The 14,005-nt window shown below is 36.3% G+C and carries 17 protein-coding genes and 1 tRNA gene; 9 read left to right on the top strand and 9 right to left on the bottom strand.

All coding sequences use genetic code 11. From position 1 onward, the window contains the following. The first annotated feature begins 1 nt into the window (after position 1). Together WJN01_RS04110 and WJN01_RS04105 are read left to right on the top strand one after the other, a co-directional pair. Complete coding sequence (locus tag WJN01_RS04110; protein ID WP_445195880.1) at positions 2-1,072, top strand: DUF3419 family protein; 1,071 nt, start codon at positions 2-4, stop codon at positions 1,070-1,072. 9 nt (positions 1,073-1,081) lie between these two features. Continuing rightward, a complete protein-coding gene (locus WJN01_RS04105; RefSeq protein WP_445195879.1) occupies positions 1,082-2,191 on the top strand; it encodes a GNAT family N-acetyltransferase in 1,110 nt (369 codons plus the stop codon). 57 nt (positions 2,192-2,248) lie between these two features. Here WJN01_RS04105 and WJN01_RS04100 read toward each other — a convergent pair. Next, a tRNA-Ala gene (locus WJN01_RS04100) sits at positions 2,249-2,322 on the bottom strand. 9 nt (positions 2,323-2,331) lie between these two features. Next, on the bottom strand, positions 2,332-3,126 hold the full coding sequence (locus WJN01_RS04095; protein WP_445195878.1) for a universal stress protein: 795 nt from the start codon (positions 3,124-3,126) through the stop codon (positions 2,332-2,334). Between the two features lie 52 nt (positions 3,127-3,178). Between WJN01_RS04095 and WJN01_RS04090 the strand changes: the two genes are divergently transcribed. The 3 genes from WJN01_RS04090 to WJN01_RS04080 all read left to right on the top strand — a co-directional run bounded on the left by WJN01_RS04090 (position 3,179) and on the right by WJN01_RS04080 (position 5,296). Continuing rightward, complete coding sequence (locus WJN01_RS04090; RefSeq protein WP_445195877.1) at positions 3,179-3,679, top strand: GNAT family N-acetyltransferase; 501 nt, start codon at positions 3,179-3,181, stop codon at positions 3,677-3,679. Between the two features lie 88 nt (positions 3,680-3,767). Beyond that, positions 3,768-5,102 carry an MATE family efflux transporter gene (locus tag WJN01_RS04085; protein ID WP_445195876.1) on the top strand — a complete coding sequence of 445 codons (1,335 nt, stop codon included), beginning with the start codon at positions 3,768-3,770 and terminating at the stop codon, positions 5,100-5,102. Positions 5,103-5,125: 23 nt separating this feature from the next. Beyond that, positions 5,126-5,296, top strand: coding sequence for a hypothetical protein (locus WJN01_RS04080; RefSeq protein ID WP_445195875.1), 171 nt, complete (start codon positions 5,126-5,128; stop codon positions 5,294-5,296). A gap of 99 nt (positions 5,297-5,395) precedes the next feature. On the opposite strand, the gene WJN01_RS04075 is transcribed toward WJN01_RS04080, so the two are convergent. Then, a complete protein-coding gene (locus tag WJN01_RS04075; RefSeq protein WP_445195874.1) occupies positions 5,396-6,037 on the bottom strand; it encodes a 2OG-Fe(II) oxygenase in 642 nt (213 codons plus the stop codon). A 112-nt stretch (positions 6,038-6,149) separates the two neighbouring features. On the opposite strand from WJN01_RS04075, the gene WJN01_RS04070 reads away from it, so the two are divergent. Continuing rightward, on the top strand, positions 6,150-6,605 hold the full coding sequence (locus WJN01_RS04070) for a 6-pyruvoyl trahydropterin synthase family protein (protein WP_370477291.1): 456 nt from the start codon (positions 6,150-6,152) through the stop codon (positions 6,603-6,605). 105 nt (positions 6,606-6,710) lie between these two features. Then, entirely contained in the window at positions 6,711-7,463 is a 753-nt protein-coding gene (locus WJN01_RS04065) for a UDP-2,3-diacylglucosamine diphosphatase (RefSeq protein WP_445196300.1), read from the top strand. On the opposite strand, the gene WJN01_RS04060 is transcribed toward WJN01_RS04065, so the two are convergent. From WJN01_RS04060 to WJN01_RS04050, 3 genes are read right to left on the bottom strand one after another with little or no spacing between them, the layout of a single operon-like run. Then, complete coding sequence (locus WJN01_RS04060; RefSeq protein WP_445195873.1) at positions 7,460-8,725, bottom strand: MFS transporter; 1,266 nt, start codon at positions 8,723-8,725, stop codon at positions 7,460-7,462. The two genes, WJN01_RS04065 and WJN01_RS04060, sit on opposite strands and share 4 nt — an antisense overlap. 3 nt (positions 8,726-8,728) lie before the next feature. Continuing rightward, positions 8,729-10,423, bottom strand: a complete 1,695-nt coding sequence (recJ, locus tag WJN01_RS04055; protein WP_445195872.1) for a single-stranded-DNA-specific exonuclease RecJ — start codon at positions 10,421-10,423, stop codon at positions 8,729-8,731. A gap of 28 nt (positions 10,424-10,451) precedes the next feature. Further along, positions 10,452-10,874, bottom strand: coding sequence for an OsmC family protein (locus WJN01_RS04050; RefSeq protein WP_445195871.1), 423 nt, complete (start codon positions 10,872-10,874; stop codon positions 10,452-10,454). 58 nt (positions 10,875-10,932) lie between these two features. Here WJN01_RS04050 and WJN01_RS04045 point away from each other — a divergent pair, with 58 nt between their 5' ends. Beyond that, on the top strand, positions 10,933-11,523 hold the full coding sequence (locus WJN01_RS04045) for a carboxymuconolactone decarboxylase family protein (RefSeq protein WP_445195870.1): 591 nt from the start codon (positions 10,933-10,935) through the stop codon (positions 11,521-11,523). 418 nt (positions 11,524-11,941) lie between these two features. Further along, a complete protein-coding gene (locus WJN01_RS04040) occupies positions 11,942-12,154 on the top strand; it encodes a hypothetical protein (RefSeq protein WP_445195869.1) in 213 nt (70 codons plus the stop codon). A 7-nt stretch (positions 12,155-12,161) separates the two neighbouring features. Here the strand turns inward: WJN01_RS04040 and WJN01_RS04035 are convergent, their stop codons facing one another. Genes WJN01_RS04035 through WJN01_RS04025 form a run of 3 tightly spaced genes read right to left on the bottom strand, consistent with a single transcriptional unit; the run spans position 12,162 to position 13,930 of the window. Then, on the bottom strand, positions 12,162-12,506 hold the full coding sequence (locus WJN01_RS04035; protein WP_445195868.1) for a HopJ type III effector protein: 345 nt from the start codon (positions 12,504-12,506) through the stop codon (positions 12,162-12,164). Between the two features lie 2 nt (positions 12,507-12,508). Next, on the bottom strand, positions 12,509-13,183 hold the full coding sequence (gene rsmI, locus WJN01_RS04030; RefSeq protein WP_445195867.1) for a 16S rRNA (cytidine(1402)-2'-O)-methyltransferase: 675 nt from the start codon (positions 13,181-13,183) through the stop codon (positions 12,509-12,511). 3 nt (positions 13,184-13,186) lie between these two features. Further along, on the bottom strand, positions 13,187-13,930 hold the full coding sequence (locus WJN01_RS04025; RefSeq protein ID WP_445195866.1) for a DUF8457 domain-containing protein: 744 nt from the start codon (positions 13,928-13,930) through the stop codon (positions 13,187-13,189). Positions 13,931-14,005 lie beyond the last annotated feature (75 nt).

Here is a 14,005-nt window from a genome sequence, read left to right as displayed (position 1 = left end):
TATGGCCTATTTGTACGATTTTGGAATTTCTCAAGATGACCCACAAGTGGAACAAAAAGCCCTTAATCTAGAAAACAGCAATTTGCTTTGCATTGCTAGTGCCGGAGAAGTTCCTTTATCAATTTTAGCACAGTATAATACCCAAATCACGGCTGTAGATATTTCAATTAATCAGATTAGGTTATGCAAGCTTAAATTGATTGCCGCCCTGAATCTAAAATCTAAGGAGGCCGCAGAATTTTTAGGGTTTAAAAAAACCGACAGGAACACCAGAATAAAATATTTCAACAAATTGATTCCGTATATGTCTGAAGAGGATTTTACTTTTTGGAACCAGCATAAAAAAAGTATTGTCAAAGGTGTTATTGGCTGTTCAAGATTTGAAAAATATATCTCATTCTTCTGTAGTTGCCTAAGGTTTTTTATCGGAAAAGATAAAATTATGGGGTATTTTGATTTAGAATATTTTGATGAACAAAAGGATTATTTTAAAACACACCTAGAAAAAAAATTCATCAAAAAATTGTTCCATATTGCGTTCTCACCACGGCTTTATAAAAACAGAGGATTAGATGAACAAGCATTAATACACCATGAGGGAAAGATTGCAGATAAATTTTATTCTAAGTTCCAAGATTTCTTCATTGCAACACCATGCAGAAAAAACTTTTATCTGCAATACTACCTTTTAGGAGAAGTAAAATTTGAAGAGGCATATCCTACCTACTTGCAGGACCATCTTCATGAAAACCTCATAAAACACCAAGGTAATATTACGTTTAAAGTAAAGTCTGTTTCGGAAGAAATTATGGAGCATGAGGAATTACATTTTAAAAATTATGCCCTTTCAAATATTTGTGATTGGATGGAAGAAAAAGAAATGAACAATCTAATAGATGTTATTCATAAAAAGTCGAAAGTTAAACCAACCGTATTCTTAAGATACATCCATAAAAACCCCATTAACGAGAACCTTTGTAAGGCAATGATTCCCAATGAAGAATTTGATGGCCAAACAACAAATGTAGATAGATTTCCTTTCTATTCTGCAGTACAATTAAAAACAAGTTAATCTGCATTAATGGTCAGTATAAAAAAACTTGATGAATCGTATAACCAACGCATGTTAGAAATTCTTTCTTCAACACCAATGAAGACTGATCTTATAGAATTGTATTTTGACATGAGCCCAGACCTATTTCGCTCCAACAAATTCTGGTCTAATCAATTCTCACATTATGGCATTTTGGTTGATAATCTTTTAGTTGGTTTTGGCAAACATGTAGAGTTTAAGGGTTTGATAAACAACAAAATTGAAAATGTCTCATATTTTGGGAATTTTTGTTTGCATAAGGACTTTAGAGGCAAAGGGCTTTTTAAACAATTGTGTGAATACTTATTTGATAAGGTTTTAAACGACAGCGACATTGGTTTCTGTGCTGTGCTTAATGGCAACATGGCCGTTGAAAAGTATTTCAAGGATAATACTTTTAGGTTTAGTCGACACCTCTCAACAATTCATTTTGCCGAACTTGAAACAAGGTCTTTATTGATTACAAAGAAGAAGAAAATTGTCAGTGTGTATAAGGTCATTCGTGGTAATCCCGACAACGAAGAGCAAATCATTGATTTTCTGAAAAAAGGATTTAAGGAAAGGGCGCTTGCACCAAAATTAAGTAAAACCTTATTTAAAAAAAAGCTAACTCCTGCCAGCGGACTCAGCATTCAAGACTATCTTATAGTTTATAAAGAAGAAAAAATTGTTGGTGTTTGTGCTGCATGGGACATTAAAAATTTCAAACGGACGAAGGTGCTGAAATATAAAAACCAATACAAAATAGTTTACCACGTATTCAACGTGATTTGTAAAATTTTAAGGTATCCGAAAATGCCAAAACCCGGACATGATTTAAAAGAGGTTTACGTAACAGATTTAATGATAGCAGATAACGAGCCAAAGGTTTTTAGCACTATTCTCTCAGTAATTAATAATGAGTTCAAAAACAAAGGATATAATCTTATTCATTTTTCAACCTATAAAAACAACCCCTTGCTAAAGGGATGTAAACCGTTTTATTCTGTACCGGTATATTCCAACATTTATGCTTTTAGTAAAAATATTGAAGCTTTAAATGAGTTAGAAAAAACCAAAAATGAAGCTAAACCCTATCTTGACCTAGCTTTAATTTGAAAATTTATGATTAATAAAAAAGACCTCCAATTTCATGGAAGCCTTTCTGCAATTAAGTGGAGAAGATCGGGCTCGAACCGACGACCTCTTGACTGCCAGTCAAGCGCTCTAGCCAACTGAGCTACATCCCCAATTTATTTCTATTTTAATCCTCGTAAAACCAACACTGGAATTGAACTAGAAAAATCTTTTTTCAAAATTACATTCTTTTCCCATTTTTTGGTAAAAAATCCTCTTTTTCTTCTTACCACACACAACATATCTGGATTATGCGACTCAAAATGCCGCAATACACCATGATATGTGGTAGCGCTTTCCGTTTTGGTTATGGTATTCACCAATGATTTTAAATCCTTATTTACTTTAAAATCATCTTCGTTATAAAAAGGCGTTTTTACCAACAACAAATCTACTGTTGCCTGAAATTTTTCCTTTATGAATGCCAAAGGAGCCAAAACATTTTCTCTTTTAATTATGGCCGACTTAATAGCCATCAAAATACTTTTTGGCACAGAAAAGGCATAACCCTCCGGCACAATAAGCGCTGGAACCTGCATCTGTTTTATGATTTTACCTGACGTTTCCCCCAAAAAAACCTCTTCTTTTATGGAGTTTGTTCTGGGCTCCACTAATACCAAATCTACATCGGCCGCTTTACAGGCCAATTCCATAGTATCAATTAACTTACCTTTTAAAACCTTAACCGTAACATCAACATTTTTTGTATTGATTTGGGACACCAAATTATTTAAAAACTCCAAGCTTTCCCTTTGAATAATGTCATCTACATTAATCATTGTCCCAGCTTTGGTGTATACATTATACACCTGAACTACAAAAAGTTTAGCCCCAAAGGCCTCAGCAAAATCTACAGCATACTGTAAATGGCTTAGCGCATTTTTTGACGAACCTACTGGAACTAAAATATTCTTCATGCTGATTTAAAGTTAAATTACAATAACTTTGACGCAAAAGTATAACATTTTAATGATTCGCAAAGCCACAAATTTAGATATTGATGCCATTCTTGAGATAACGAAGTCCTGTGCGGCTTTTATGGCAGAACAACACATCTTTCAATGGAACGAACATTACCCCAATAAAAATGCATTTTTAATTGATTTAGAACGTGACGAACTTTTTGTTATCGAAGAAAATAGTGATCTGATTGGCTGTATTACCATTTCCACTTTTATGGACGATATTTACAAACCTGTTTTATGGTTAACACCAAATAATAAAAATATTTACATACATCGTTTGGCAATCCACCCAAAACATCAGGGAATGGGTTATGCCCAACAGCTCATGGCGTTTGCCGAAACTTATGCTGCAGACAATGGGTATAAATCTGTTAGATTGGACACCTTTTCAAAAAACCCAAGAAACATGAGATTTTATGAGTGCCGTGGCTATAAACGCCTGGAACCCATTTATTTTCCAAAACAAAGTGAACATCCTTTTTACTGCTATGAATTGCCCTTATGAAGCCCATAATGGGCATTGGGCATTTAATGGTTGTCTCCAACCGATATCTAAAAGACGGAAAAAGAAGCCATTGCAAAAATCCAGATAAATGAAAATAGACATTAGTTTAAAACATATCAACAAATTGGCTATTCCTGCATTGATTTCGGGCGTGTCTGAACCTATATTATCGCTCACCGATGCTGCAATAATTGGCAATATTGAAATTAATGCCACCGAATCATTGGCTGCTGTGGGTATTGTTTCTACTTTTTTGTCTATGCTAATTTGGGTACTCGGACAAACCAGAAGTGTCATTTCATCAATTGTATCTCAATATGTTGGTGCCAATAAATTAGAACAGGTAAAAAATCTTCCGGCACAAGCCATACTTATAATTACCTCCTTAAGTATCTTAATTATCCTAGGGACTTACCCATTTGCAAAAAGTATCTTTAAATTGTACAATGCCTCAAACTTAATTTTGGACTATACGGTTGTTTACTATAAGATTAGGGTGCTTGGTTTTCCTTTTACCTTATTTACCATAGCCGTTTTTGGTGCTTTTAGAGGGCTTCAAAACACCTATTATCCTATGGTAATTGCCATAATTGGAGCTGTTTCAAACATTTTACTGGACATTGTTTTGGTTTATGGTATTGAAGGCTATATTCCCGCAATGCATATTGAAGGCGCTGCCTATGCGAGTGTTGCAGCCCAAATTTTAATGGCCTTGCTTTCAGCTTACTTTTTACTCAAAAAAACGGTTATTCCATTGAAAATCAGTTTTCCTTTCAACAAGGAAATCAATCGATTTATTTTAATGATTCTTAACCTGTTTGTCCGCACCGTTGCACTAAACGTCACGCTATATTATGCCAGTGCCTTTGCAACAAGTTACGGGGCATCGTATATAGCCGCTTATACCATTGCCATTAACCTTTGGTTTTTAGGTGCCTTTATTGTTGATGGTTACGCAAGTGCTGGAAATATTTTGTCTGGTAAACTTTTTGGCGCGCAAACTTATGGTTCCCTTTTGGAATTGAGCAACAAACTCATAAAATACGGACTCATTATTGGGGTAGTTTTAGGTATTGTTGGAGCAGTTTTTTATTATCCCATTGGGCGTGTATTTACCAAAGAAGCTGAAGTGCTGAAAGAGTTTTATAACATATTTTGGATTATACTGGCCATGCAACCCTTTTGTACATTGGCCTTTATTTTTGACGGTATTTTTAAAGGTTTAGGAAAAATGAAATATCTGAGAAACGTATTGCTGTTTTCAACCTTTTTGGTGTTCATTCCCATCCTGTTTTTTCTAGACCATTTAGACTATAAATTGTATGCCATTTTTATAGCCATGACTTTTTGGATAATAGCTAGAGGCATTCCGTTAATCATAAAATTCAGGAAAATATTTATACCTCTGTCGCAAAACAACTAACTTTGCATACTAGCACCACAAAAATGAATTCCATTATTGCCCTTCTTCAAGACATTGATATTAAAGAGAAGATAAAAAATGCCCCGGACAAAGGCTACGAAATTGGCGTTTTTATAGGCAGTATGCTGCCTTTTGTGGCTCTTGTGCTCATCGCCTATTTAATTTATAGGTATAACAAAAAACAGAATCAGTAATTAATCCGTTTAACGTCATGGGAAACAGACTATTTCTAATACTCGCTATTGTATTAATCATCATCTATTTTTACAACCGATACAGAGGGCGCAGATAAGCTATCGGGTTTTTAACCAGCCCGTAATGCTAAGGCGCTCTGTTTTTACAGGCCTTACCTCGTGTTCTATGATTTGGCTTTCAAAAATAACTATTCTTCCGGGGAAAGGGTAAATTACTTTTTCAACCTCTTGCCCATTTTCATCAAAATAAAGCACCAGTTCACCACCTTTTTCGGGCAACCAACCATCCTCATTCAAGTAACAGACAAACGACAATTTGCGCCTATCATCATTTTGAAAAGTATCAATATGGCGTTTATAAAATGTGCCTTCAGGATAAATGGCGTAATGAAACTCTTTGTTCAAAATACCCAAAAAACATGTTCTGTTTAAATAGGCAATCAAATCGTTAACCTTATTAAAAAATAGTTTTTCAGTACTGTTGGCATTGGTTTCGTCCATCCATAAAATCAAATCACCTCTAATGGACTTCACAATAACCTCATTAACCCTATTGCCAATGGCGGCTTTTTTAAACGCATCTTCTTCATGCCTTTGTTGCAACATTTGCCTTAAAAAATCCACTTCTTCATTAGAAAAGAAGTCTTCAACAATGCTGTATTGCTGCTTCCCTATGTCAGCAATAATTTGCTCATACATTTGGTTTTCCTCAAAATCTATGGCTTCAAAAAGATGACTCATTGTTTCGTATAAAGCTTTTAACTGTAATTAAATAAAAGCGCGCAAATGTAATCTAAAAACCAATTGATAAAACAAAATCAATATCTTTGTATATCAAAATTCTTCTTTCCAAATGGGAAACAATATTCGCATCACCAAAAAATTTGATTTTGAAACTGGACATGCCCTTTACGGCTACGATGGAAAATGCAAAAATGTCCATGGCCACAGCTATAAGCTGTACGTAACGGTAATTGGGAAACCCATAAGAGACACCAACAATGTTAAATATGGGATGGTGATAGATTTTGGCGATTTAAAGAAAATTGTAAAAGAAGAAATTGTTAATGTTTTTGACCACGCTACCGTGTTCAATAAAAACACACCCCATGTAGAATTGGCCAAAGAATTGGAAAGCAGAGGGCACAATGTGTTGCTAGTTGATTATCAGCCAACCAGCGAAATGATGGTGATAGATTTTGCAAAAAAAATAAGTAAACGGCTACCACAGCACATACATTTACATTCCCTAAAACTCCAAGAAACCGATAGCTCTTTTGCCGAATGGTTTGAGTATGATAATATTTAGGGCATTACCCTTTGGGTCGGGCTTTCGCGCTACACGGTAGCTTGCTACAACCCCTATCGCAAAAAAGTGATTCCTGCGTTCACAGGAATATGCTATATTTACGGCATGCAAATTCCAAAAGGAAAAAAAATATACTTTGCTTCCGATAATCATTTGGGTGCACCAACTGCTGAAGCTTCTCGTCCGCGCGAGAAAAAGTTCGTGGCTTGGTTAGACGAGGTAAAAAATGATGCGGCTGCCATTTTTCTTCTTGGCGATTTATTCGATTTTTGGATGGAATTTAAAACCGTGGTGCCCCGTGGATTTACACGAACCCTCGGAAAACTTGCCGAAATTAGTGATTCGGGCATTCCAATCTATTACTTTGTGGGCAATCACGACCTTTGGATGAACGGTTATTTTGAAGAAGAGTTGAACATTCCCGTTTATCACAAACCCAAAGAATTCACTTTTAATGACAAAACATTTTTTATAGGTCATGGTGACGGTTTGGGCCCAGGAGATAAAGGCTATAAACGCATGAAAAAGGTTTTTACAAACCCCTTTTGTAAATGGCTATTCCGTTGGCTACACCCCGATTTGGGTGTACGTATGGCACAATACCTCTCAGTTAAAAATAAAATGATTTCAGGTGAGGAAGACATCAAATTTCTTGGTGAAGATAACGAGTGGCTCGTACAATATTGCAAGCGAAAACTAGAAGAAAAATACCGCGATTATTTTGTGTTTGGCCACAGACATCTGCCTTTAAATATCAACCTCAACGAAAATTCAAAATACATTAATTTGGGCGATTGGATAACCCATTATACCTACGGCGTTTTTGATGGAGAAACCATGGAGCTGAAATCGTATTAACTATTTTCGCTTTCCTCCAAATCTTTGGTTAAATCCAAATTCCTAAGCACCGGGTTTTTTACTCCTATTGTGGCCACCGTCACTAAAGTCATAATGCCCCCAAAAACAACTGCTGCTACCGGACCGATTAATTTTGCTGCCAAACCACTTTCAAAAGCACCAAGTTCATTGGAAGAACCCACAAACATTGAGTTTACCGCCGAAACCCGGCCCCGCATATTATCTGGTGTTTTAAGTTGCAGAATGGTTTGTCTAATCACCATTGAAATGCCATCTGTTGCGCCACTCAAAAACAAAGCCAAAACACTGACCCAAAATATATTGGACAATCCAAAAGCAATGATACAGAGACCAAAACCAAAAATAGTGGCCAATAATTTCTTTCCAGCATTTTTGCTTATAGGCATATAGGTAGTCATAAACATACTAAAAATGCTACCCAATGATATTGATGCATTTAAAATACCAAAACCCTGCGAGCCTACCTCTAAAATATCTTGAGCAAAAACAGATAATAGGGCAACCGTTCCACCAAATAACACGGCAATCATATCTAAAGTTAATGCGCCTAAAATAGCCTTATCGCTAAAAACAAAACGAACGCCTACCTTTAAACTCTCTCTAACTGGTTCGCCAATATTGGGGTTTAAAATAGGTTTTTTCTTGATTAAAAAAGTCAGCACAAAAGAGATGGCCACCATGATGAAAATAACACACAGTGTATAGGGAACTCCTATCCAATGAATGGAAAACCCGCCCAAAAGCGCCCCTAAAACCGTAGCGGCTTTCCATGTACTTGTGCTCCACGTTGCTGCATTTGGGTATATTTTTTTGGGGACAATTAGTGCTACCAATGAAAAAATAGTTGGTCCAAAAAAAGACCGTAAAAACCCTCCAAAAAATACCAAAGCATAAACTGCATATAAAATGGAATTGGTACTCCAATTGGTGATAACTTTATCCCAAGTCAATAAAAATAAACCAAGGCTTATTAGAGAAAATGCAGCAATGCATAAAGCCAACAAGTTTCGTTTTTCCTTTTGGTCTACAATATGGCCAGCAAAAAGCGCCATGGTAAATGCTGGAATAATTTCCATTAAGCCAATTAACCCAAGATAAAGCGGGTCTTTGGTTAAGCTGTAAACTTCCCATTCAATAACGATAAATTGCATAGACCAGCCAAACACCAAAACAAAACGAACCAATAAAAAAATATTGAATTCCTTTATTCTAAGGGCAGCATACGGGTCGTTTTTTGCCATGAATTAAGGTTTAATGTCTCTCAACTTAAGCTGTAAACTCACATTGCCCCGCCATTCATTTTCATCTATTGAATAAACAGCCCTGAATGGTTTTCCTTCTGAAATAATATCGAACTTATCACCCATACCAAAACCTATACCCACAAACCTGCTTGAAGAATTAGGTTGTGTTGCCGTTAGCCTTAGGTGTGTTTTGTCATCTCCCACGCATTTTCCGTAACCAGTATCGATTAGGCTATCGGTCATAAAAACGGGCGTCATATTGCTTGGGCCATAAGGAGCAAACTGTTTTAATATTCTATAAAATTTAGGGGTAATATCAGATAGATCTATTTTAGCATCAATCTTTATTTCGGGTGTTAACAAGTTTCTATCAATTGTTTTTGAAACCACTTCTTCAAAAGCCTTTTTGAAGGCTTCATAATTTTCTTCTTCAAGTGTTAAACCCGCAGCATATTTATGTCCACCGAATTGTTCAATGTGTTCTTTGCAAGCTTCCAACGCATTGTAAATATCAAAATCCCTGACCGAACGCGCAGAAGCCGCCAATTTATTTCCACTTTTGGTAAAAACCAACGTTGGCCTGTAATAGGTCTCTGTTAATCTGGACGCCACAATGCCAATAACCCCTTTGTGCCATTCTTTATGATAGACCACCGTTGTTAACCTGCTTTGTTCGCCAAGTTCTTCAATTTGCAGCAGAGCCGCTTCGGTAATTTGTTTATCAGTTTCGCGCCTTTCTAAATTATAATTGTTGATTTCTTCGGCGTATTTTTCGGCAAGTTCATCTTCTTCTTCCGATAGCAATGTCACCGCATAATTGCCGTGTTCCATCCTGCCTGCAGCATTAATTCTGGGTGCCAATACAAAAACAACATCGTGTATGGTGAGTTCGGTTTTGTTGACTTTATCTAAAATGGCCTTGATACCTGGTCTGGGGTTTGTGTTGATTACCATCAACCCAAAATAAGCCAAAACCCTGTTTTCGCCATCAATGGGAACAATATCTGCGCCAATGGCTGTTGCCACCAAATCAAGATATTCGGTTAAATCGGCTGCCGTTTTGCCTTCCTTTGAAGCCAAAGCCTGAACCAGTTTAAAGCCTACGCCACAACCACATAATTCTTTATACGGGTAATTGCAATCTTCTCGCTTGGGGTCTAAAACAGCAGCTGCATCGGGTATTTTATCATCAGGACGGTGATGATCGCAAATAATAAAATCGATACCCAGAGATTTGGCATGCGCTACTTTGTCAACAGATTTAATCCCGCAATCCAATGCAATTACCAGGGTAAAATCATTCTCCAACGCAAAATTGATACCCTTATACGAAATGCCATATCCTTCATCATATCGATTAGGAATATAGGTATAGATTAAATTGTGTCTCGTTTTTAAGTACGATGCCATTAAGGCCACCGAGGTTGTCCCGTCTACATCATAATCGCCATAAATCAGTATATTTTCTTTATTGGCAATGGCTTTTTCAATGCGGGCCACAGCTTTATCCATGTCTTTCATTAAGAACGGGTCGTGCAAATGCTTAAGCTTAGGCCTAAAAAACTGCTTTGCTTCATCATAAGTTTCAATACCACGCTGCAACAGCAAAGTTGCAATATTAGCATCTACCTGAAGTGCTTTTTGTAAGGCCTTAACTTTATCTGGCTCCGGTTGTGGCTTTATAGTCCAACGCATATACCTCTTTTATTTCCATTAAGGAAATTTATTTGCTGTGAAAATGAGTTTGTACATCCAACTCTGAAAACTGGCGGAACATTTCCATAACGCCACAATATTTTTCTATAGACAAATCAACTGTACGTTGAAGCTTTTTTTCGTTTAAATCACTCCCATAAAAATGGAAATGCATGGCTACTTTGTCATAATATTTGGGGTGTTCTTCAGTTAAATTGGCTTCTATTTCTATTTTAAAGTCATCTACCTCAAGCTTCATTTTCTTTATTAAGGACGCCACATCCAACCCTGAACAGCCAGCTAGTGCAGACAACATTAAAGCCTTTGGTCTATAACCTTCGCCTTTCCCTCCATTGTCTTCACCTGCATCGATAAACAAATTATGCCCAGATGGATTTGTGCTCTCAAACCTCATCTCTCCCAACCATGTTGTGGTAACTTGAACTGCCATTTTTTAAACTATTTTTCGTTAATTGTTGTTGTCAAAAATACTACTAAAAAATAAAATTATGCCTTTAGTAACGCCATTATCTCCGGATCATGATTTGGAAACCAAAAAATTAGCTGAGTTTTTTAATGAAACCTTGGGGTTTTGTCCAAATTCAGTTTTGACTATGCAGCATCGCCCAGAAATAAGCAAAGCATTTATTAATTTGAACAAAGCAGTAATGGCCAATAAGGGAAGGGTCACTTCAGCATTAAAGCGCATGATTGCCTGGGTAAGCAGCAATGCTTCGGGTTGCAGATACTGTCAGGCACATGCCATTAGGGCTGCGGAACGTTATGGTGCCGAACAGGAACAACTGGACAATATTTGGGAGTATAAAACGCACCCCGCTTTTAGCGAAGCCGAGCGGGCGGCATTAGACTTTAGTTTGGCTGCTTCGCAAATACCAAATGCCGTTGACGAAACCATTAAAAAACGCCTTTACAAGTATTGGAACGAAGGTGAAATAGTTGAAATGCTAGGGGTCATTTCACTATTTGGCTATTTGAATAGATGGAACGATAGCATGGCCACATCCATTGAAAGCGGTGCCATTGAAAGTGGCAAGAAATATTTAGGAAAGCATGGTTGGGAAAAAGGGAAGCATATCTAGACTTATTAGATTGTTAGATTTTTAGACTGGTTAACTTTTGCTGTCATTCCTGCGAAGGCAGGAATCTCGTGAAATATTTCTACACTCCTTTTTGCGACTAATGTCCAAATAAGTTTGTTTAAGCCTTTTTCCAAATTTGATAGAATCATACATTTCAATATTTTTTTGTACGAAACTGTCCCTTGAAATTTTCATTTAATGTGTTGAAAATCAGAATTTTAAAAATAATCGAGAAGTGTTTCTAAATACGTGAATGCGTGTAAATATTTAAAAATCAAATAATTACACGAAAAACAAGATGTCCTTTTTTATTCTAATCCTTGACTTTACCTTGCCTAAATTAAAATAGCTAATAAAAATTTCATGTCTTAAACCAATTCAAAAGACTGATTTACTTTAGTTGCAAAGAGTAGAAATTATGAAATACTTAAAAGACACAAGGGTAATAATAGCAATTCTTATTGTTTTTTCTTTGATAATAAAAGAGATTGGTAAATCTGTTAGAATTAATCAATTAAAGGAAATAGAAAAGTCCAAAATTGAATCTATGGGAGAGTATGAAAAAAATTCGAAAACTGAATATTTAAAGACTTTTGAATCAATCGGAGATTCTGAAACAAGTTCAGAATGACAAAGTTTCATTTTTCAGCTAAAGCTTCACTCTCAAAAACCAACCCTTCAAACCCGGTTTTTATAAAATTTCTAATGTTTTGGTGCCCAGTTCCGTTTGGGTCTTTCAAAACTTCATCAAAATAAAATTTGCCAAAACATGCCAAGGTTTCACCTTTTGTTAATTCTTGCTGTTTTGCGAAAGAAAACAGTTTACACGACCCTGAATTTTGTCCCACCTCATTATATAACTCACCATTTTTAAAGGCTGTTGGAGTAAAATTATAGTTGGCTTCAATGACCGCTATGGTTTCAGAAAACTCAATGTTTTTTGGCGATTGCTTTAGTTTGTTTTTAAATGCTTCTATGGTCATTATTAATCATTTTTCCCTGCCACAACCACTACAATTTCCCCTTTTGGCGGTTTATTGTTGTAATAGTCCAAAACTTCCTTTGCTGTTCCTCGAATGGTTTCCTCAAATAACTTGGTTAGCTCTCTTGAAACCGACACCTGCCTATCTTCACCAAAATATTCACAAAAATGTCCAAGAGTTTTAATTAGTTTATGCGGACTCTCGTAAAAAATCATAGTCCGGGTTTCTTCTGCCAAAAGTAAAAGTCGGGTTTGTCTTCCTTTTTTAACTGGCAAAAATCCCTCAAAAACAAACTTGTCGTTGGGCAGGCCACTATTCACCAAAGCAGGTACAAAAGCTGTTGCTCCGGGCAAACATTCTATTTCAATGCCATTTTCAATACAAGCTCGTGAAAGTAAAAAACCAGGGTCTGAAATAGCCGGCGTTCCAGCATCGCTAATAAGAGCTACCGTTGTTCCTGCTTTTAATTTCTGGATAATGGTTTCAACCGTTTTATGCTCGTTGTGCATGTGGTGCGATTGCATATGGGTTGAAATTTCAAAATGCTTTAGGAGTTTTCCTGAGGTACGGGTGTCTTCGGCAAGTATTAAATCAACTTCCTTTAAAACTTCTAAGGCCCTTAATGTGATGTCCTTTAAATTCCCAATGGGTGTCGGGACAATATAGAGTTTACTCATGAGCTAATTAAACTTGGCCTCTAAAACTTGCATGAAACGCTCTTCAAACTCTTCTTTACCGACCCAATTGTTATAATCTGGCTTCACCACACCTTCAATAAAGTTTTTGGCGTTTTCGAAAGAAACAAAAGTGTTTAACTGAGAAACTACGCGGTTATAATCTTCGGCCTCGCCACCAAATAAGTGTTTGATAAAAGCTATTTTGTCGTTCAACCCAATGTTTAATCCGCGGTTTTTTAACTTATCATTCAGCGATTTTTTATCAGTGGAAGTGCCATTTTGCACTTTTGAAATCGGCTCAAAAATAGGTGTTTCATCAAAACCAGCGGTAATATCGTCTAAATTGTATCGCTTCACTTGTTGTTTGGGTATGGCTTCTTCAAAAACAGTTTCGATTTCTTCGGTATCTTCCGGCATTTGCGCCACCATATCTTTTATCTTGCTCATTACGGGTTCCATAATATCATCATCTTCAACTTCGTCAAGATTGATGTAAATTTTATCTTCAACTTCAATATTATCGCTTATCTTGTTGTTAAAGGCTGTATCCAGCATTCCAAAAAATGAGGAGTCATTTCCAATTGTTGGTAAATCGCCTTCAAAATTATCATGGGCAAATTTTAACACCGACAGCTTTTCATAAAGCTCAGATACCTCGGCGTGCATTTTTAGCACATCTTCCTTGCCCTTCAATTTTAGTATACGGTGTGCAATGCTTATAAGTTCAGCTTCTATCTTCTTCTTCATAGTTTATAATTTTAAAATTAATGCACAATTGGTTTTTGATTTTTGATAAATTTACGCCACCTTTATGCAAACGAA

Origin of the sequence: Tamlana sedimenti (assembly GCF_038148895.1) — a bacterium.
Lineage (GTDB): Bacteria > Bacteroidota > Bacteroidia > Flavobacteriales > Flavobacteriaceae > Tamlana.
The sequence above is the reverse complement of the archived record's forward strand: the minus strand, read 5'-3'. Positions and strand labels throughout refer to the sequence as shown.

Coding starts and splice junctions, on each gene's coding strand:
- WJN01_RS04110 (WP_445195880.1), top strand. CDS start 2: ATGGCCTATTTGTACGATTTTGGAATTTCTCAAGATGACCCACAAGTG.
- WJN01_RS04105 (WP_445195879.1), top strand. CDS start 1,082: ATGGTCAGTATAAAAAAACTTGATGAATCGTATAACCAACGCATGTTA.
- WJN01_RS04095 (WP_445195878.1), bottom strand. CDS start 3,126: ATGAAGAATATTTTAGTTCCAGTAGGTTCGTCAAAAAATGCGCTAAGC.
- WJN01_RS04090 (WP_445195877.1), top strand. CDS start 3,179: ATGATTCGCAAAGCCACAAATTTAGATATTGATGCCATTCTTGAGATA.
- WJN01_RS04085 (WP_445195876.1), top strand. CDS start 3,768: ATGAAAATAGACATTAGTTTAAAACATATCAACAAATTGGCTATTCCT.
- WJN01_RS04080 (WP_445195875.1), top strand. CDS start 5,126: ATGAATTCCATTATTGCCCTTCTTCAAGACATTGATATTAAAGAGAAG.
- WJN01_RS04075 (WP_445195874.1), bottom strand. CDS start 6,037: ATGAGTCATCTTTTTGAAGCCATAGATTTTGAGGAAAACCAAATGTAT.
- WJN01_RS04070 (WP_370477291.1), top strand. CDS start 6,150: ATGGGAAACAATATTCGCATCACCAAAAAATTTGATTTTGAAACTGGA.
- WJN01_RS04065 (WP_445196300.1), top strand. CDS start 6,711: ATGCAAATTCCAAAAGGAAAAAAAATATACTTTGCTTCCGATAATCAT.
- WJN01_RS04060 (WP_445195873.1), bottom strand. CDS start 8,725: ATGGCAAAAAACGACCCGTATGCTGCCCTTAGAATAAAGGAATTCAAT.
- recJ (WP_445195872.1), bottom strand. CDS start 10,423: ATGCGTTGGACTATAAAGCCACAACCGGAGCCAGATAAAGTTAAGGCC.
- WJN01_RS04050 (WP_445195871.1), bottom strand. CDS start 10,874: ATGGCAGTTCAAGTTACCACAACATGGTTGGGAGAGATGAGGTTTGAG.
- WJN01_RS04045 (WP_445195870.1), top strand. CDS start 10,933: ATGCCTTTAGTAACGCCATTATCTCCGGATCATGATTTGGAAACCAAA.
- WJN01_RS04040 (WP_445195869.1), top strand. CDS start 11,942: ATGAAATACTTAAAAGACACAAGGGTAATAATAGCAATTCTTATTGTT.
- WJN01_RS04035 (WP_445195868.1), bottom strand. CDS start 12,506: ATGACCATAGAAGCATTTAAAAACAAACTAAAGCAATCGCCAAAAAAC.
- rsmI (WP_445195867.1), bottom strand. CDS start 13,183: ATGAGTAAACTCTATATTGTCCCGACACCCATTGGGAATTTAAAGGAC.
- WJN01_RS04025 (WP_445195866.1), bottom strand. CDS start 13,930: ATGAAGAAGAAGATAGAAGCTGAACTTATAAGCATTGCACACCGTATA.